Genomic DNA, 20224 nt, shown 5'->3' on the forward strand with positions numbered 1-20224 from the left:
ATCTTCCTTCATTTTAACATTGTTAATACCATTTTCACTTCCATATTTCCTTATACACAAGAGTATATACTCTTGGCACAAAAGAGTACGTACTCTTCCATACCAAGAGTACTATTTTAACGCACCGTTAAAATAGTACTTTGACAAACAAAGAAAAGTACGACCACCAACGTCTAACACAAACTGCACAACCTACTCATAAACAAAAGATTACGACCAAAAAAGGAATAAATTAAATAAATAGGCTTGTGTTAATCTATATAAAATAATCTACGAATTTATCGTAGATTATTTATTTTTAGTAACTTGCGGAAATAATCAGTCAAAACTTAAAGCAAATAATACCATGAGAACAGTATTCATTTTATTCTTTTTCAGTATAGGTGTCTCAATTATGGCACAAAACAAGTCTATTCAGGAAGCAATGAGTAGCTACAACTACGAAACAGCCATTGCTTTGATAGAGAAAGAGAAGCCAACCCCTGCCCTACTCTTTCAGAAAGGAAAAGCACAGAAAGGGCTGAGTCGCAATGCAGAAGCACTGCGCACCTTCAAGCAGGTGATAGAGGCCGATCCGACTAATCCGCTACCTATCATTGAAGCCGCCGAATGCTGCAAGACGATGGCCAAAAACGATGAAGCCTTGCAGTACTACCGTTTGGCATTGGACTTAAACCCCGAAAGCAAATACGTACGGCTACAATACATCAATCTACTTTGTACGCTACAACAATTTGAAGAAGCATTGGGCGAGAGTAGCCTTCTGGCTGAAACGGACAGCTCGGCCGTTGTACTACATCTGGTGGCACAAAGCACAGAGGGTATGTATCCCACTGAGCTAGATGCAGCGTTGGGCAATTATCACATCATTCAAGACAAATATCCCGATGACTATGTGGCAGCAGCCAAACTCGGCAGTATCTATAATGCCATGAAAGAGTATTCATCGGCCATCGAAGCGACTGAGAAATACAGGCAGATAGACTCGACAAATATGGCAGTGAACCGACAAAATGCATTGGCCTATTGCCTATCAGCCGACTACCCAATGGCAACCCTACGATACGAATACCTCATTGCTCATGGCGATAAAACATATCTGACACTCTATTACTCCGGAATATGTTACTATGCCAACGAAAACTTCTACGCAGCACACGATATGCTCGAGAAAGCTTTACCTTATGATCCGCGCAACATAAACCTACTTTATTACCTGGGAAGATCGTGTGCTAAAACATCATGGAAGAAAGAAGGTGTGGAATACTTAAATTTAGCCATCGAACTGGCTACGCCACAAGACAGTGCCATGATCCGACTCTACAAAGGGATGGTAGAGTGCTACAAAATGGCCTTAATGCCAGGCAAACAGATAGAGAGTATGAAAGAGCAATACAAATACGACAAGGCAAATCACCGGCTATGGTATGAGATGGCACAGGTATACGACCGCTCGCTAAAAGATAAAAAAAGTGCCGAACAATGTCTTGAAATATTTCTGAAAACCAAACCCAAAGAAGCGAAAGAGCAACCCGCCGTATTAAATAATAAAGGAGAAGTGGAGGCAGATATTAAAAACTACTACAACGCAGCAGAGAACTGGCTAAACGATCTGAGAAACGAACGAAAGAAAGAGAACTTCTTCAAAGATGGTGCTCCCAAAGGGTCATGAAAACGTTTGCATAAATATATAAGTAGCAGCTCTATCGGGCATAAGACTATTTCAAGAAATTACAACTATATTAGCATCGTTAATTATTATAGTACCCTATATCATGAAGAAACTTTTATTTATCCTTATTACATTTCTAACATCGCTTAGTACCTATGCGGCTATCAACGTAAGTAAGATAGATCCTCCCTGCTGGTATGTAGGCATGAAAAATCCCGAACTACAGCTGATGGTTTCGGGGCAAGGCATTGGCGATGCTTCCGTATCACTCAACTATCCGGGTGTTTCGCTCAGTAGTACCGTCAAGGTCGAAAGCAATAATTACCTGATCGTCTATCTCCATCTCGACAAAGAGGTGAAGCCGGGCAAATTTCCGATTACCTTTACTGTCGGAAAAAAGAAAATAGTGAAAGAGTATGAGCTCAAAGCCCGCAAGAAGAAAGGAAGCGAACACAAAGGATTTGATGCCTCGGACGCACTCTACCTACTCATGCCCGACCGCTTTGCCAATGGCAACCCCGACAATGATGTAGTGCCGGGTATGGCTGAATCGAAGGTAGATCGCAACGATCCGAATGCACGTCACGGTGGCGACTTGGCAGGTATAGAAAAGAACCTGGATTACTTCAGCGACCTCGGTGTTACTGCACTCTGGTTCACACCCGTACTCGAAAACAACATGACCGGTGGTTCGTATCACGGCTATGCCACGACCGACTATTATAAGGTAGATCCTCGTTTCGGTAGCAACGAAGAGTATCGTCAACTCATAGAGAAATCGCACGACCGAGGCATCAAGGTGGTGATGGATATGATTTTCAACCACTGCGGTGTAGAACACCCTTGGATCAAAGACATGCCCTCGAAGGACTTTTTCAACAACCCCGATCATCAGAATAACTTTGTGCAAACATCGTTCAAACTAACACCACACGTTGATCCGTATGCTTCGAAATACGACTTCGATCAAATGAACGACGGCTGGTTTGTAACAGCCATGCCCGATTTAAATCAAAAGAACCCGCACGTATACAAATACCTGCTGCAAAATAGCATCTGGTGGATCGAGTATGCCGATATCGATGGTATCCGCATGGATACGTATCCCTATGCCGACTACGACGCCATGAGCAATTGGATGAAGGAGCTAAACGAAGAGTATCCGAACTACAACACCGTAGGCGAAACCTGGGTAACCGAGCCTGCTTATACCGCTTGGTGGCAAAAAGACTCCAAACTATCGGCTCCCCGAAACAGCAACCTGAAAACGGTGATGGACTTCAGCTTCTACGATAAAATGAATACAGCCAAAAACGAGCAGACCGAAACTTGGTTCAAAGGACTCGACCGGGTTTACAACAGCTTCGTATACGATTTCCTCTACCCCAATCCTGCCTCGGTGCTGGCGTTCATTGAGAACCATGATACCGACCGCTTCTTGGGCGAAGGTAATAATCTGCCTATGCTCAAACAAGCTTCGGTAATACTATTAACTACCCGCCGCATTCCGCAACTTTATTACGGAACCGAGGTGATGATGAATGGTACCAAGGCTCAAAGCGATGGCTATGTACGTAAGGACTTCCCCGGTGGATGGGCCGATGATAAAGAAAATGCTCTTACCGCATCGGGACGCACCAACCAACAGAACGAAGCGTATGACTTCTACAAAACCTTGCTCAACTGGCGCAAAGGAAACGAAGTGATAGCCAACGGCGATATGGTGCAGTTTATGGTACAAAACGGCGTGTATGCCTACGCCCGACAGTACAACGGTAAAACGGTTTTCGTACTACTAAACGGAACGGATAAAGAAACGACGCTACCGCTAAAATTCTATAATGAGGTATTGAAAGACAGCAAACAAGGCAAAGATGTACTGACCGGAAAGATCGTACAACTGAATGAAGAGCTCCGAATGACACCGCGCGAATCGCTTGTGATCGAGCTATAATTCTTATTATAGTGAATCTAACAAGAAGGTGTATCAGACTGATACATCTTCTTGTTTTTCAAATTCTTTTCTCTTTACTAGCGTAGATATCGATTAATGCATACAGTAAAGAAACAAAACCAGCCAACATCGTTTTTACATAGATTGTATAAACCTCTCCAGGGCCGGCACTACAGTAACTATTGACAGACATGCAAACACCAACCACTAAAAAACCAATTCCTCCGTTAAGAAAATAAACAGCTTTCTTGCTCTTTTCCACTTTTGTTTTGTTATCAACCTCCTGAAGAATTTGTATAGCTTGCTCTTCCGTCGCCCCTTGGCGTAGTAAGGCATTTTTCATCTCCTCCACCGAAAGATTATTCTCATACAAAGATTTTGCATATTCAGACAGTTCGCCTAAATCCAGCTCATTGTTCTTATTTTCCATGTATTGTAGCTATTAGGTAAGTTTACCCCACAAAGATATAAAATTCTATATCAATATACAAAAACAGAGACTTGCGTCATCTATTAATGCAAGTCTCATAAAAAAGGCTGCCCCATCAGGAGCAGCCTTCTTTTTATTTAATACCGATTAGGTAAGGAGTCTTATTCAGCCAACTTATTGTTTGAACCCAATACGTTGATGATTTTCTCTTTGTAAAGTTTCTCCATGCTGTCACGAGCCGGTCCTAAGTACTTACGTGGATCGAATTCAGCTGGTTTCTCTGCAAATACCTTACGGATAGCAGCAGTCATAGCCAAACGGCTGTCAGAGTCGATGTTGATTTTACAAACAGCAGAAGCAGCAGCTTTACGCAACTCTTCTTCAGGAATACCAACAGCAGCCTTCAACGCGCCACCATATTTATTAATGGTATCCACTTCTTCCTGAGGCACTGAAGATGAACCGTGAAGAACGATAGGGAAACCTGGAAGTTCTTTCATTACACCATCCAATACATTGAATGCCAAAGGAGGAGGAACCAAACGGCCTGTCTTCGGATCAATAGTACATTGCTCGGGAGTAAATTTGAAAGCACCGTGAGAAGTACCGATAGAAATAGCCAAGCTATCGCATCCGGTCTTCGTTACGAAGTCTACTACTTCGTCCGGTTCAGTATAAGTGTGGTGGTCTGCAGACACTTCATCTTCAACACCAGCCAATATACCAAGTTCACCTTCAACAGTTACATCAAACTGATGTGCGTACTCAACAACCTTCTTTGTAAGAGCTACGTTTTCATCGTAAGGAAGATGAGAACCGTCGATCATTACTGAAGAGAAACCCATATCGATACAAGACTTGCAAGTTTCGAAAGAGTCACCGTGGTCCAAGTGAAGAACAATTTCCGGTTTAGCACAACCCAATTCTTTTGCGTATTCTACAGCACCTTCTGCCATATAACGAAGCAATGTTTGGTTTGCATATTGACGAGCACCTTTAGATACCTGAAGGATAACCGGAGATTTAGTTTCCACAGCAGCCTTCACGATAGCCTGCAACTGTTCCATGTTGTTAAAGTTAAAAGCAGGGATAGCATATCCGCCTTTAATAGCCTTTGCAAACATTTCTCTGGTGTTTACAAGACCTAAATCTTTGTAGTTAATCATTTTGTTTAAAAGTTTATTGTTAGTGAATAAAAATTCTATGCAAAAGTAAGCATAAAACTTTTAATAGAGAAACAGCAAGTCATAAATATACCCAATTATGAATACGATTCAATCTCATTTCACAGCTATGCATATCATTTAATACTTTATTGTAATCTCGATGTAGCAAAGTGAGAAACTATTTCTTCAGATAGATAATGGTAGGCAAATGATCGCTATATCCGTTGAGCCACAGTTTACCTCCGTGAGTGCGCAAGGGTGATCCTTTGTACTTTCCGTCTTGCTGAATCAGGTAGTCGCGAAGAAAAACCTCATTGCCGGCATAAGAAAGTCCTTTCTTGGCATTGAGCAATGAAGACGAAACGATAATCTGATCAAACAGGTTCCATTTGCCACGGTAGAGCAGCGTGCCCACTCCCTTGTCTTCGAGTACTTCCCAAAAGGGGTTGAAGAACTCTCCGACCTTCACTTCCTGCTGATGCTTCTTAGCACCCAAGGCAGCCAAACTTTCGTCCATGGGGTCATCGTTCAAATCGCCCATCACGATAAGTTTCAGATTCTTATCGGTTTTCAGTAATGAATCGGCCAAGACTTTTACCTGACGAGCCGCATGCACACGTACAGGAGAATCTGCCCCGCGCGAAGGCCAGTGATTAACGATGAAGCAAACATTATCGCCTGCCAGCTTTCCATTCACAATCAAAAAGCCACGGGTAAGGTGAACCGTATCTCCCTCGAATGGAACCGAAGGAACCAACCGGCTCGATACCACCTCGAACTGCTGGGGATTGTACAGCAATGCACAATCGATGCCGCGCTTATCGGGTCCTTCGTAGTGCACTACTTCATACCCTTTCAAGGAGGGTTGATTCACTAAATCGTCCAGTACCCGACGGTTCTCCACTTCGGCTACACCGATAGCTGCGGGTCCTTCCGCTACTTTATCACGCGAGAGCTGACTCAATACTTTCGACATATTAGCCAATTTAGCCATATACTTCTCTGTATTCCATTCTTTGGCAGCATCGGGCAGGTATTCGTAGTCGTCCTTCCCACTGTCATGAATCGTGTCGAACAAGTTTTCAAGGTTGTAAAACGCTACGCTATATACTCCCTGTTTCGCATTCTGCGCTTGTGAGGCAAAAGCAACAAGCAGCATCAAATTCAATACAATAATTATTCTCTTCATATACATATAATGTGTTAATAGATCAATCGGCGGATTATTCTACTACAAAAGTCACAAAAAAAAGTGAGAAAGATTGTTTTTTATCGAAACTTTTTTCTTATTCGCAGAAAAGCATTATCTTTGCGCACTGAAAAATGTCCATTACACTATTCTTACCAAATAGTTAAACGATATAATAATTAAAAACAAATATTCAAAATGAAAAAAGGTCTTCATCCAGAAGGATACCGTCCGGTAGTATTCAAAGATATGTCAAACGGCGATATGTTCTTGTCTCAATCGACTGTTAACACAAAAGAGACTATCGAGTTCGAAGGTGAAACGTATCCGTTAGTGAAAGTCGAAATCTCAAACACTTCTCACCCTTTTTACACAGGTAAGTCTACATTGGTAGATACAGCAGGTCGTGTTGATAAGTTCATGAACCGTTACGGTGACCGCGCAAAGAAAAAATAATCAGTCGATTAACCGACAGATAAAAAAGAGGTAATTCTTTCGAGAGTTTCCTCTTTTTTGGTATTTGTGCATGGAAATATCAAAACAACTTCGTAATTTTGCAGTCGTTTTATATGATAAAGCTATTATGATAAAATTTGATTCCCATCAATGGGTATCACGCGCAAAAAGCGTCTTCCATTATCTTACTGAAAAATGTAGATCCTTCGGGAACTGGTATATAAATCTTTACCATGGTGCCCGTTGGTATAAAAAGGGAGGCCTGTCTATTGCCACCTTCCTGTTACTCTTCCTGCTTTATCTGGGCATGGTAGACATTAACTTCTTGTGGCTATTCGGAAAGTCGCCCAGCCTATCGAGCATACACAACCCCAATCAACCCATTGCTTCGGAGATATACAGTGCCGATGGCAAAATGATCGGCAAATACTTCCGCGAAAACAGAAGCCCGGTCAAGTTCGAAGAAATTTCTCCCAAGCTCATTCAAACCCTCATCAGTACCGAAGACGAACGGTTCTATCAACACTTCGGGGTTGACCTGCAAGGTGTGTTCTCGGCAGTTAAAGACATGGCCAAAGGACAGGCACGCGGTGCAAGCACCATCACCCAGCAATTGGTGAAGAACATGTTCAAAGTGCGTTCGCAATACTCGACCGGCTTATTAGGTTATATCCCGGGAGTAAAGCTTCTCATCATGAAATCGAAAGAGTGGATTACAGCGGTCAAGATCGAATGTTTCTATTCTAAAAAGGAGATTCTGACCATGTATCTTAATACAGTCGATTTCGGGAGTAACGCTTTTGGTATCAAAACAGCCAGTGCAACCTATTTTCATACCACCCCACAAGAAATTACCTACGAGCAGGCCGCCACGCTTGTGGGACTATTGAAGGCTACTACGACCTATAACCCAAGACTCAACCCCAAGAATAGCCTCAAGCGTCGCAATGTAGTATTGGAGAATCTCATGAAGAACCACATAATCAGCCGTGAAGCATTCGATTCGCTCAAGCAGATTCCCATTCAACTCAATTATAGCATCGAGACCAACTACGACGGACAAGCACTTTACTTCCGCGAAGCTGTGGCCTCGGAACTGGAGGATTGGTGCAAGGAGAATGATGTAGACCTATATGCCGACGGTCTGAAAATATACACGACCGTAGATACCCGTATGCAGAAATACGCCGAAGCGGCCGTCGATAAGCAGATGCGTACCGTACAACGCAACTTTAACAACCACTGGGGCAACCAGCACCCATGGCGAGACCGCAATCATCAGGAAATACCTAACTTTATCGAAGACTTGGCCAAAGGCACTGTTGCTTACAAGCTTCTGGAGCAGAAATACCCCAATCAACCCGATTCTATCAGTTATTACCTGAATCAGCCTCATCGCCTCAAGGTATTTGATTACGATCGTGGCACACGCGATACGACCATCAGCACAATGGATTCCATTCGCTATATGGAACGCTTCATGCATTGTGGTTTTGTGGCTATGGAACCACAGACAGGCTTCATCAAAGCATGGGTAGGAGACATCAACTTTGGCTCGTGGAAGTACGACAAAGTATTATCTAAACGACAGCCTGGCTCTACGTTTAAGCTTTTTGTTTATGCGGCAGGTATCAACCAAGGCATGGCTCCTTGCGATGAGCGTGTGGATCAGTATCTGACCTGGGATGTAGTGGAAGATGGAAAGCCGGCCAAATGGATTCCACGCAATGCCAATGGTGAGTTTACCGGAGACACCCTTTCACTTAAAGCAGCTTTTGCCCGCTCCATTAATACAATCGCCGTGCAGGTAGCCAAGGAAGTTGGTATTGATAAAGTGGCTCAAACGGCCAAAGTCATGGGTATTCGAACTCCACTCGAAGAAACTCCCGCCCTCAGCTTGGGTGCTTCGGATGTTTCGCTGTTGGAGCTAGTCAATGCCTATACTACGGTTGTTAACGAAGGCATCACACACGATCCCGTATTGGTAACGCGCATCGAAGATCAATCGGGAAAGGTCTTGTATGAATATCAGCCTCAACCAACACAGGCACTTCCGTACGAAACAGCCTTTTTAATGACCGAGATGCTCAAAGCAGGTCTCACTGAACCTTTGGGTACCTCGCAAGCTCTCTTTGGTTACGATCTATTTCGTTACGATACAGAGTTTGGAGGTAAAACAGGAACTTCATCCAACCACTCCGACGCTTGGTTTGTGGGGGTTACTCCTCATTTAGTGGGAGGTGCCTGGGTAGGTGGCGAACACCGAAGCATCCACTTCCGTACAGGCGAGCTGGGACAGGGAAGCCGCACCGCGCTACCCATCTTTGCTTATTTCATGGAAGGAGTACTCAAAGACCAGAGTTTGAAACAGTACCGGGGCAAATTTCCGCAACCCAAAGAGAAGATCAATAAATCTTACGGTTGCCGCAGTACCTATCCACCCAAGGATACCGACTCTGTAGCCGTTAGCTTGCCCGATAGTTTAGTCAGCGAAGAAGAAATGATCGATATCGGTGAAATAATCAAAGAAGCAAAATAGGGAAAACCCTATGTTCATTTAGGTAAAAGCCAACCGCCAAACAAAATTTACTTTAGTATCTTCGCCATACTAAAGTAATAATAACGCTTTGAATAAAGGAGCTATGAAACAACTGATACTTTCGCTTATTCTAGTTTTGGTGAGCATGTGCACCTATGCGCAACGCCAAGACCTCAGCGATGCCTTAGCCGTCAGAGGTATATTGAAAAGTGATTACGGCAACTTCCCCAAAGGTACACCCGTAGTACTCCGAAAAGTGATCAAAATGAGCAACCAGCCCAATGTGAACACCAACGGTATCATGATGGCCATAGAAGTAAATGGAATTCAGCACCCCTTCCCGGCAGATATTGCGAATAAAATCAACTTCACGCCCGAAGATCAAGAACAATTTTGGCAAAGTATATTCTTACAGCACGAAATGTATCAACATTACGACAGCAAAGGGTATCGTTATGAGCTGCGTGAAGAGTTAAACGATGAAGCTAATCAATACCTTTCGGAGCTATCCGATCTGTGGTATGAGGATGCCTATATCGAAGATTATGTGCAAGCACTTTTTGCGCAAACAACTCCACTGAGTGTATCCAACAAACGTCCCGAAGTGCTCAGCATCCGCATACTCAAATCGCCTGTTCCAGATGCATACATGCTACCTAATGGAGCTTTATTGATCAGTACCGGACTTCTCTCCACCCTCGACTCCTCCGAAGAGCTGACCGCTATCATCGCCAGCGAAATGGCTCACTACATACTCGATCATCAAGTGATCAACACCGCCAAAGCCGAAACGCGTGCTCTAAGAGCCCAGTTTTGGGGAAATGTACTATCGGCCGCTGCCGAAGGACTGGATCAGGCCTTGTACAATCGATACGAATACTATGTTCCCGGCACCACTTACATCGCTGCCGATCTCATTGCCAGCCTCATCAACACACGCATCAGCAATCGCTTCGGAATGGTTTATACCCGCAATCAAGAGAAAGAAGCCGACAAAATAGCCCAACGCTTCTTAGCCTGCAAACAAATTGAGCCGGGAGCACTTGCCTCGGCACTAACAAAGATCAAAAACTATTATCTGGCAGAGCGCGACTATTACAAACTATCACGTTATGGCAACTATGCAGAACTAGACAAACGCATTGCTCGGTTGGCCGCACCGCAAGAGATCGATAACAGACCCTATCTTAAGGCCATGTCGGGGGTTACTACCTATAATGCCATTTTGCAACAAACCAATAAGCGCTATGAATCGGCCACCCGATTGGCTCGAAAGAACATCGACAACAAAGTCTGTTCAGACGATGACTACATCATTCTATCCAAAGCCAACATGAGCCTTTACAATACGCCCGAGGCTAACCAAGAAAGTTTAGTCCTTATCCAAAAAGCGAAGGAGATGAGCGACGTACCCAATTTGAACGCTTATAAACAAGAGATTCTACTTCTGTTGCGCATGAACAAACAATCGCAAGCATCTAAAGCACTCAAAGAGTATATGAACTTGATTGCCGACTATCAACAACAAATAGCCGGCAGCAACGAAGCCGGTTGGGCTGCGGCAGAGGCGAGTTGGGCCAGTAAATTACTACAACGCATCAATATACTTTAATAAACAAGACACACTATCTCTAGTCAAGAGTTTGTCTTGGCAAGGAGCAAACAAGATAGCAAGAGGTGCAAAATATTATAAGAAAGCAGAGAAACAACTGTTAGAAGCGTACCATTTATACACTCCTTTCAAACAAGGTCAAATAGCAAGAAATCTAAGTTCTTTTCTAAGCACCTTGTATAGTCGCATGAATAATATACCCAAAGCGCATCATACTAAAAAGGCAACTCAGAAAATGAGTTGCCTTTTTTAGTATGAAGTCTTGCTAATGTTTATTCAGCGGGTTGTTCCGGTGCGGTAGGCTCTTCCGGTGCAGCTGGTTCTTCTTGTGCCGGAGCCTGGGATTGCTGAATCAACTCACCTTTTTCTGATACCGCCTCTCCTTTTTCATTGAAGAATACGGTTGATTCCTGTCCGTCTTTTGCTACGGCTACTACCTTAAAGATTTTGCCCGATGCCTTCTCAGCGACGAAAGCCTCTTTAATTGTTCCACCGTCAAAGTCTTTGGCCAATGCGTTCATTACTTCCGATGGAAGCTCTTTGACTTCTATACTCTTAAACTCATCCTGTGGGTTCTGTTGAGACTGTGCAACAGCCGTGCTGTCTACCGATGTTGAAGCGAATGCTACTGAAGTTCCCAATCCCATGACCATTGCTACTGCTACTGCTACTAATAACTTTTTCATAATCGTATGTTTTTAATGTTGATACTGTTGTTAAACTCTTATGCTAATTACAAAGCAAAGGGCGTGCCACAAGGCGGACAAAACAGCATAACCACTAGTTATCAGTAATATACAGAATCACAGCAATAGCACACTATTGGGGAAACAGTGAGGATTGGTACACAAGTTGTGGAAATTATACACAACATACGCTCGGTTCGTCATGAAGATGGCACCCCATTCAGAGAGGAATGACTTTCTTTTGTATCAATGCGCCAAAATAAAACTTTCTGCTACATTCAAAAAGCGGTCATGCCCTTTCGAGTTCAGGTGTGCATTATCTTCGGGATACTGAAAATATATTTTTCGAAAAGCATCGCTATGCGCATAAATTCCTCCTTGCCTTGCACAATCGAGTATGGGAATGCTGTAGTTCCCACAAACTTCGATCATGGCATCGACTATCTTCTCCGCATTGCTCCCTTGGAAGTCTTTGCAGTTCCACCGGGTGAAGAAGTAAATTTTGGCAGCGGGATATCTTTCGATAAGCCCTTGACAAAGAATGCCTACCCTTTCCTTGAATACATCAAGACCACCAATAGAGTCGAGCTTAGAGCTATCATTATGTCCGCCGATAACGAACACATAGTCGAGATTGTCCGGCATTTCCTTATAGCGAATGTACATTGCCGTTCCCCAACGCGGGCTGGTATATGCCATGCTACTACCGTTAATACCATAGTTGAAATATTCCATACCGTGCTTACGGGCAAACTTATAGTGCCACGTATTCTCCATAGGATCTACATGATTCTTTACATAGCTATCTCCAATAACAGCAATGCGCTTGCCGTTCAATGGATCGGTCTGAGCATAACCGGCCAAACTAAAAAGGGCAACAATCGTAAGGATGTAACATTTTAATCGTTTCATAGTAATCTTTTTTTAGACAAATGTAGTAAATAATAAATAGATTATCAATCAATTAACAAAAAATAAGGAGATTATAAAAAAGCTGACGGTCTTTAAAAAAAAGCCCGCGGGAAATTGAAAAAAGCTGGCGGCCTTTCACAAAAAGCTCGCCAGCTTTTTTCAAAGAAGTATACACGTTCAGATTATATTATCCTCTTACCCATTCCACAGTATGCTGCGAACTTGCTTTGAATTATAGGGTATGGGTAGGGTAGATTCGTTTTTTTACCGTAAATTTGCCTCCTATTTTAAATACAAGCAGCCCATTCTATGCCTAGCAATTTACGTATCCATTCCGCAGCACCGCTCCATTTCGCAGCTTTCGTTCGGTTCATCAGCCTAGATGATACGCTCGAACTTCTATTCGATACCCCGACAGCGCATGGGCATGTATGGTATTTTTACAGCCCCTCTTCATCGACTACTTTTTATACGCTTACCTACCAAAAGCCGTACACCTATATTCTATCCATGGACGATCTGGCTTCGGTAGAAGATTATAAGCTTTTTCCTTATCTGGCAGATTCGCTGGCTCACTTTTTAGAAGGCTCCATCGAAGAAACAAGCCGAGAGAATACGATCTATCAACTACTGAATGAAGAGTGGATGGAAGGTGCCATCGCCGATGAAATAGCCCGTTTGAAGGGTTCATTGACGATCTTTCCCAAATACTACATCCATCAATCCTTGCAGGGAGCAGCTTACGTGTCCGTCGATACGCTCAGCCGCTTTGGGGTAACACTTACTTCGGCCACTCCCCGCATCTATGGATATATTCAATATATGATGCAGCACAACCTGCTGCCCGTTTCAACAGCGGAAGAAATTAAGCAAGAAAGCCAAAGCGCCTTGCTCAAAACGCACGAAGAGTACGATGTGAATATTCCGCAGCACCGCTCCATCGGACGCGTAAAATCATGGCAATTAAATGGAGAAGAGACCTTCGAGAGTTATAGCCGGGAAGATGTAGACTTACTGCTGCTGCTTGCCAACAATTATCTGACTGGTGAAAAGGTAGAGGGAGTCGTTCTCAATGACATTGGCACCATCTATCAGGAAGGAATCGGCGTAGCAGCGGATGGCAGCATAGCTGCCGAATGGTTTATGAGAGCATACAACGAAGGCGATTCGCTCTATGCCCCAACCAATATGGGCGATCTCTATCGCAAAGGGGGAGTTCATATCAAGAAGTCACTGGCAAAGGCATTGGAATATTACCGAAAATCGACCGATCCTTATGCGTTCTATCGCATTGGGCAAGCGTATGAAGAGGGATGGGTAGACACTCCCAATCCGGATAAAGCAATGATATGGTATAAGAAAGCAGCAGAGGCAGGGCATCACTTGGGTATCAAAAAACTAAACGAGCAGAAATAAAACAGCAATTTATCTTACTTATTCAGCTAACAAATAGGAATGCCCGTGTGTTATAGACCGGCATACTAATTTTAAAACGTGAAAGTTATGAAAGTAAGAGTTTTTAAATCGATGGCATCTCTACTCTTTGCCACGCTGCTAAGTACCAGTTTTGCATTTGCCCAAGTTGGTCCTGTTGTGAGTATCTCGGAAACACAGCAATCTCTCCCGAAAGATATTAAAGTCTTTCTTAATCGTTATTTCCCAACCGAATCGATACAAAGTATTCAGCTAAAGACCTTGTTAAATGTCTATGACATAGAATTGAACAATGGCTATGATTTGAAGCTGCTATCGACAGGGCAATGGCTTGAAGTCGAAGCACCCGATAAGGCAACTTTATCCGAAAGCATTCTTAGGAGCCTCCTTCCGGAGACAATCTATAAGCATTTGAAAGAGAAACGAGCATTGCGTAAAGTCAAAGATCTACATTTTAATCCACAGAAAGGATATAAGGCCGATTTGAAAAAAGACAAGACTTATTGTTTTGACCTAAATGGCAAACCGATGAAAAAGTCACATCTATGCGATCAAGATAAAGAGCACCGAAAGTATTATGAATAACAGATGAGTATCAAAATATCAACAATACTCCATAAGATAGACCTAACAATGGCTGCGGCCAAAAGTGTCGCGGTGTTATTGTCCTATCTGGCTGGTTTCTATTTGACAGGAGGATTCCATTGTGAGTCTCGCTATTGGGGTGCTATGCTGGCTTCGATAGCTTGTGTAGTGACGCTCCAAGTAGACCTAAAAACTTCACTTAGGCAAGGATGGCTCCGAGTATTAGGGACATTTATCGGGGCCATTATTGCAACGATTTATCTTCTGTTATTTCCTTTCTCGATCACAGGATTTATTCGAACCGTCTTCATCCTAGAAATTATTTGTATGATACTGAGTATTCCTGATAATGGTAAAATGGCAACCATGGCTCTAATTGTGATCATGCTTATTTCTCAGAGAACTCCAGACATCTCTCCAATAGTCAACAGCTCATTGCGTTTTTTAGAAACAGTACTCGGAGCAGGTATAGGCATTGCTATCGCTTGGTTGGTCGAAGTAATAAAATCTAAGCTTACTTAATGGGGAAAAGATGGAAACCGTGTAGCCAAATAAGTTATCAGATTTGAAGAAGCAGAAAAATAATTGTCCTTTCTTCTACTTTTCATTTCAAATATTATGTATATTTGGAGCAGAAACCAATGTGCTTGTGTACCCATCAGGCACAAAAAAAGGAACGAATCATTACAGAAATGGCAGATAATTATTTAGAGAAGCAATATGCTGAATACGAAGCGAGAAAGGCAGCATGGGAAAAGGAGCGTAAGTTTGGCATAGCCAAGAAAAAAACAGTCGCTAACGCACAACCTACCCCTAAAGTTGTGGAAACAGAAAAGCCGGCTAAAGACCAGCCGCAACAAAAAGCTGATAATCAATAAAAACAAAAGTACGTATTTAACGGTATGTTAAATACGTACTTTTGGTATCAAAGAATACGTACTCCTGCATAGCAAAAGTACGTACTCTTGTCATCACTGAAAAACAATCGTTAACAACCTTATAATATCGTTATTTCATCCATAAAAAACCACGACGGATGGCCTACGCCATAATGCCATGTAGGACACTCCTTGGTACCTGTTACCTCTACTTTAATGTAACGTGCCCGAATGGGTTGCGGCGATTCGCTGCGAATGCCACGAAACTTAACTTCGATCGAACGATCTTCGGGCAGGTTGTGAGTCTCTAAATGGGTATAGGTAACACCATCATCCGAATACGAGTAAACGACCCGAAGCGGAAACAAAATCCACTGTCCAACCTGATGCAGAAAATCGGTTTCGATGCTCCGAAACTCCTTCGATTGTCCCAGATCGACCACCAATGCGCCATCTTTTCCTTCCCAGCCTACCCAGCTTTCTACAAAGGTAGAACCGCCAAAGAGCCCGTCGGTGAGTGCCGTTTCTCCTACCTCTTTATATCTTCCTGTGGGTTCGGTCAGGTAACTCACTTTAGCTCCCAAAGCAATACTTTGCCGGGCACGAGGCATGTAGCGTTCTTTGTATAGTTGGCAATACTCTACCGGAGAGTTATTTCTCTCGTTCAGGGTAGGTACTTTAAATGCCTTTACACGTTCTTCGAACAGGGTGAGTTTTCGGTTGATATCGTCGAGATCTTTCTCGTTTTCGGTACGGGCTATTTCAAGTTCGGAGTACTGCAAAGGCAAACGGGCACGCTGCACACGCTTCAACAGCCTTTCATCTCCCGACACAGCTTTCTCGGCCTCATCAAACAGGGCATTGTACCGCCTCATCAGTTCGGGCTTAAGCATTCCTTTTTTGTGCGACACGGGCGAATCGTAAATCCACAACCGCTGTCCGCTACCGATCAATGCACCTTCCATCACCTTGATGTAGCGATAGATCGGAGCAGCTGCTTCGCCATAATACCCGTGCAGAAAATGCTGCATGAGCGAATCTGTATTCGCCTCCGGATTCCACATCAACTTCGATACGAGATAGGCACGCAGTTCGGCAAAATCGCCTCCCCGACTACCGGCAATCTGCGAGAAATGCATCGTAGCATGGTGTTGCTTGAAGAGGCGTATATTATCCTGCAAAATATGAAAATTAGGGAAAGGGGCGAGATAGTTATCAAAATTGATACCGTAATCCCAAACAAAAATATTATCGGTGATGGCCGACCATCCTTGCATTGCCTTCACAAACTCGCGTCCCGAAGCATTCTCGGTAAGCGAGACCTCGCGGTTACAATCGATATCGCAAAGCATAATATTGACGTTGGGCAACGGCTTGAGGTGTTTGGGCGGATTCATGGTATAGAGATAGGCCAAGGTCGAAAACTCTTTATCGGGGAAGCGTGCTGCCAGCTTGTTGAGAAACGTAATGACACTACCCGAGAGTGCTCCCTCGCGATCATCGATCGCCTTGCAGGAATCGCACGTACAATTGGTGTAGTTTCCATCGTTCTGACTTACCGAGATGATGTGCTTATCGGGATTGGCTTTAAAGATGGAGTCGATACGTTGCGATACAATCTCAAACACATCGGGATTGGTAAGACACCATTGACTGGCTTTGCCCGGATGACGTTTCCCTTTAAAGAAGGAGTAGTATTCGGGATGAGTTTTGCCATATACATCGGATGGCAGCAGTTTATCGAACGTATGTACCCAATAGGTCGCGGCAAAAACCTCGCTGGGTTCTTCGAGACGATGCCACCATTTATACAGAGAATCACGGGTGGCATAACACTGGCTCTGCCGATAACGGAAAGCCGGATTATCGATCTTGTCGATGAGCGGAAGGGTAATGGTTTTTCGGGGAGTGAACGAGTATTCGTTTTCGCCCCAGTAGTCTACCCCAAGGTATTGTTCGAGAAGTGTCACTACACCATAAACAACACCATTGTCATTGCCGCCACTGATTTTCAAGATACCATGCTGCGTAGAAAGTGAAAAACCATCAGAAGTTACCGAAGGTAACTCTTGGTGACTACTAATCAGCACATCACCTTTTTTAGCAGTCTGATTACAATGTATCGGCAAAGACGAACCACTTATTTTTTGAATGAAATTCTGCAAAAGATTAGCTGCTGTACGTTCTGCAGATGTATCGTCCGAAAGGATAATACGGGCAGTTGGTTTTCCTTTTTTCACCAAAGATACCTGGGCTCTAAGTTGGATACTCAGGATAGCTACAAAAAGGAAAAAGCACAGTTTCAAAAAGAGTCGATTCATGTTTTATTTCAATTAAAGGTTATCTATTTATATATAATACAACTGAAAGGAATAATATACTAACAAAAAACCCCTGTTCTTTCATTGTAAACTGAAGAACAGGAGTTTTTAAGGTTATCGATTACCTTTCTATAATTCCATCATAAAGAGTAATATAGAAAGGTTTACTTTATTCAAATAAATTTATTTCCGATAAATTTATAAAGTTACCATAGGCGGTTAATGGCTTAATCTGTACATAACGCGCCTCGCTCGATTTCTTAAATTCAATATACTGAATAAACGGATTGGCAGCCGAAGAACCTCCCTGAGCTGGTTGAGCGATAGAAGTCTCGCCATAGCTCACCCATTTTACACCATCTTTACTAACCAAAACCTGGAACTTATTCAATGCGTAGTTTGAATAGGAATATTTTCCATATCCTGCTGTAATCGATAGCCCTTTAGGGGTATGCGCCGCGTGCATATCTATTTCAATAGGAGCAGCACCTCCTATTGATCGTAGATAAGAGCTATTGTTATTGCCATCCAGCAAATATGCGATTGAATAAGAGTCGTCATAAGCCGGTGCGGCACATTTAATCTCAAAATCTGTCCGCTTGATATTGGTAAGACCGGATAATGCCTCAGTCCCTTTAAAAAGTAAATTGCCCGGATAGGAAAGAGCTACATTTACCTTTACATACACAACGCTTCTGTTTGAACTGATAGTACCGCTATTTCCACCTTCGACAGATGAAAGACGAAGTGGAAGCAAATAACCATTATCGCTAGTCAACGTATTCACGTTTGCCAAAGAAACCGAAATAGAATCGGTTGAGGAATATGCTCCGGACTTAATGGTCGCTTTATTGGTAAGCGTATAGTTCTCGGCGGGCAGCAAAGCATAGGTCGTTTTATTCGCTGTATTATAACTGGCAACCAACGCATCATCGGGAGTAACATTGATTTGTACATCGTTGGGAGCGGGCATAGTAGAGCGAACAATAAAACTATATTTTGGCTGTATGCTTCCGGTGACTACATTCTCTGTTTTATTGAGCATCAATGATACAACATAAGCATCTGAGGGATCTATTTCTGTTCCGATGTAGTATTTAGACGGTACAGCTATAGTCTCTTCATTATCGCATGCAACGCAGCAAGGCAGTATAGACAGCGCAAGCGCAGCTCTCCAAATTATATTTCTTAATTTCATTTTTACTAAGTGTTTAATACATTATTACTATTTTCCATCCGATCTGACGCCATGCTCCCATCTTACCACTCCATTGGTAGCAGTACCCGTGTTTCCGTGGCCGGTTGCATCCTTAAATGTAGACCCTTCGCCTTCATTCAACTTCCAATAGCCTTCGAGTCCCTCTGTATTCGGGTTGATAGTAAACATATTGTTCTGTATTTGCGTTTGAGAAATAGCTTTGGTCCAGAAACGAAGCTCACTCATCATAACATCCGCTCTTAGGTAACTGCCTCCACCACAAAGACCAAATTTATCTTTACTCAACACAATTGGTCTATTGGGTAAATCGAGCACTGCATCGACCTTACCATTAATATAAATAGTTAGTTTAGGTCCATCGCATACAAATGCCAAATGATACCATTGCTTAGCATTGAACGGCGTGGGACAGTTAATTTGAGTACCCAATGTTTTAACCTGCAAAATATTACCGGCTATAGGAGCATCGCCGAAACGAATATAGATTTCATCGCCTCCAAAAGCACCAAAGACTGCCTGATTGTTTAGCTGACCGATACCGGTACCCAACATACTCATGTTAACACGGAACTCAACCGACCATTGCAACAGGCTGTAATCCTGTCTCATGGCCAATGTAGCCGGTTTGCTACCAGTCATTACCGGAACCGAAGTAATAATGACCGGATCAAGGATATAAACCATTGTGCTTAGGCTATTCATAACATCGCCATTTGTCTGAGCAATGCTAATCGGTAGCGCATATTTATTCCCCGTATCAAGCATTTCCTGAGTGATAGGCTTTATGGTAATAGGGGTTACACTAGCACCAACTTTGCCCGTTTGTATTACTGCCGATTTTTCGGCAAACTCATAACATGCGTCGGGAAGCAAAACATATTCCGTACCGTTCTTTTTGTTAAAAGCGTCCAATGCACTTTGACTCACATCTAACGAAACGTTTACATCGTGAGTGACCTTTTCAGTAGCCCTCACCGTAGCTGTTACTACGACAGGAGACTCCATATCAATTGTTACTTTTTTGGAAGTGCTCACAAAAGCTTCCGACAAGTAAATAGCATCATTAATTACCTTATATTCGGCATCATTACACCCTGCGAAGAGGAGTAAGGAAAGTGCTAATGTTGCTGCCGACATCATTTTAAAGTCAAATATCTTTTTCATAATCTTC

General features: G+C 43.1%; 16 protein-coding genes and 1 pseudogene. 9 read left to right on the forward strand and 8 right to left on the reverse strand.

Annotation, left to right across the window (positions count from 1 at the left end; genetic code table 11):
• The first annotated feature begins 346 nt into the window (after positions 1-346).
• The gene (locus tag TY03_RS06095) at positions 347-1672 is read left to right on the forward strand and encodes a tetratricopeptide repeat protein (protein ID WP_042368272.1); all 1326 of its coding nucleotides are present in this window, start codon (positions 347-349) and stop codon (positions 1670-1672) included.
• A gap of 103 nt (positions 1673-1775) precedes the next feature.
• Entirely contained in the window at positions 1776-3626 is a 1851-nt protein-coding gene (locus TY03_RS06100; RefSeq protein ID WP_042368274.1) for a glycoside hydrolase family 13 protein, read from the forward strand.
• 58 nt (positions 3627-3684) lie between these two features.
• Here TY03_RS06100 and TY03_RS06105 read toward each other — a convergent pair whose 3' ends face one another.
• The 3 genes from TY03_RS06105 to TY03_RS06115 all read right to left on the reverse strand — a co-directional run bounded on the left by TY03_RS06105 (position 3685) and on the right by TY03_RS06115 (position 6411).
• Positions 3685-4056 carry a hypothetical protein gene (locus TY03_RS06105; protein ID WP_042368276.1) on the reverse strand — a complete coding sequence of 124 codons (372 nt, stop codon included), beginning with the start codon at positions 4054-4056 and terminating at the stop codon, positions 3685-3687.
• Between the two features lie 161 nt (positions 4057-4217).
• The gene (locus TY03_RS06110) at positions 4218-5222 is read right to left on the reverse strand and encodes a class II fructose-bisphosphate aldolase (RefSeq protein ID WP_042368277.1); all 1005 of its coding nucleotides are present in this window, start codon (positions 5220-5222) and stop codon (positions 4218-4220) included.
• 178 nt (positions 5223-5400) lie between these two features.
• On the reverse strand, positions 5401-6411 hold the full coding sequence (locus TY03_RS06115; RefSeq protein ID WP_042369212.1) for an endonuclease/exonuclease/phosphatase family protein: 1011 nt from the start codon (positions 6409-6411) through the stop codon (positions 5401-5403).
• Between the two features lie 198 nt (positions 6412-6609).
• On the opposite strand from TY03_RS06115, the gene TY03_RS06120 reads away from it, so the two are divergent.
• The 3 genes from TY03_RS06120 to TY03_RS06130 all read left to right on the forward strand — a co-directional run bounded on the left by TY03_RS06120 (position 6610) and on the right by TY03_RS06130 (position 11018).
• Positions 6610-6867: a type B 50S ribosomal protein L31 gene (locus tag TY03_RS06120; protein WP_042368278.1), complete on the forward strand. Its 258-nt coding sequence runs from the start codon at positions 6610-6612 to the stop codon at positions 6865-6867.
• A gap of 127 nt (positions 6868-6994) precedes the next feature.
• Positions 6995-9406, forward strand: a complete 2412-nt coding sequence (locus tag TY03_RS06125; RefSeq protein WP_042368279.1) for a transglycosylase domain-containing protein — start codon at positions 6995-6997, stop codon at positions 9404-9406.
• Positions 9407-9509: 103 nt separating this feature from the next.
• Positions 9510-11018 carry a M48 family metalloprotease gene (locus TY03_RS06130; RefSeq protein WP_042368280.1) on the forward strand — a complete coding sequence of 503 codons (1509 nt, stop codon included), beginning with the start codon at positions 9510-9512 and terminating at the stop codon, positions 11016-11018.
• 365 nt (positions 11019-11383) lie between these two features.
• Here the strand turns inward: TY03_RS06130 and TY03_RS06135 are convergent.
• Together TY03_RS06135 and TY03_RS06140 are read right to left on the reverse strand one after the other, a co-directional pair.
• Positions 11384-11704, reverse strand: a pseudogene (locus tag TY03_RS06135) (hypothetical protein); the annotation flags it as partial.
• Between the two features lie 246 nt (positions 11705-11950).
• Positions 11951-12616, reverse strand: a complete 666-nt coding sequence (locus tag TY03_RS06140) for an SGNH/GDSL hydrolase family protein (RefSeq protein WP_042368281.1) — start codon at positions 12614-12616, stop codon at positions 11951-11953.
• 309 nt (positions 12617-12925) lie between these two features.
• On the opposite strand from TY03_RS06140, the gene TY03_RS06145 reads away from it, so the two are divergent.
• From TY03_RS06145 to TY03_RS06160, 4 genes are all read left to right on the forward strand, one after another.
• Positions 12926-14032, forward strand: a complete 1107-nt coding sequence (locus TY03_RS06145; protein ID WP_042368283.1) for a tetratricopeptide repeat protein — start codon at positions 12926-12928, stop codon at positions 14030-14032.
• Between the two features lie 87 nt (positions 14033-14119).
• Entirely contained in the window at positions 14120-14635 is a 516-nt protein-coding gene (locus TY03_RS06150; RefSeq protein ID WP_081713057.1) for a PepSY-like domain-containing protein, read from the forward strand.
• A 3-nt stretch (positions 14636-14638) separates the two neighbouring features.
• Positions 14639-15157 carry an FUSC family protein gene (locus tag TY03_RS06155; RefSeq protein ID WP_042368287.1) on the forward strand — a complete coding sequence of 173 codons (519 nt, stop codon included), beginning with the start codon at positions 14639-14641 and terminating at the stop codon, positions 15155-15157.
• A 170-nt stretch (positions 15158-15327) separates the two neighbouring features.
• The gene (locus TY03_RS06160) at positions 15328-15513 is read left to right on the forward strand and encodes a hypothetical protein (protein ID WP_042369216.1); all 186 of its coding nucleotides are present in this window, start codon (positions 15328-15330) and stop codon (positions 15511-15513) included.
• Positions 15514-15632: 119 nt separating this feature from the next.
• On the opposite strand, the gene TY03_RS06165 is transcribed toward TY03_RS06160, so the two are convergent.
• From TY03_RS06165 to TY03_RS06175, 3 genes are all read right to left on the reverse strand, one after another.
• Positions 15633-17834: a DUF4838 domain-containing protein gene (locus TY03_RS06165; RefSeq protein WP_042368289.1), complete on the reverse strand. Its 2202-nt coding sequence runs from the start codon at positions 17832-17834 to the stop codon at positions 15633-15635.
• 169 nt (positions 17835-18003) lie between these two features.
• On the reverse strand, positions 18004-19032 hold the full coding sequence (locus TY03_RS21415) for a BT_3987 domain-containing protein (protein ID WP_052332405.1): 1029 nt from the start codon (positions 19030-19032) through the stop codon (positions 18004-18006).
• Between the two features lie 27 nt (positions 19033-19059).
• On the reverse strand, positions 19060-20217 hold the full coding sequence (locus tag TY03_RS06175) for a DUF1735 and LamG domain-containing protein (protein ID WP_042368290.1): 1158 nt from the start codon (positions 20215-20217) through the stop codon (positions 19060-19062).
• Positions 20218-20224: the final 7 nt, after the last annotated feature.

Source organism: Bacteroides neonati (assembly GCF_000499785.1).
Classification (GTDB): Bacteria; Bacteroidota; Bacteroidia; order Bacteroidales; family Bacteroidaceae; genus Bacteroides; species Bacteroides neonati.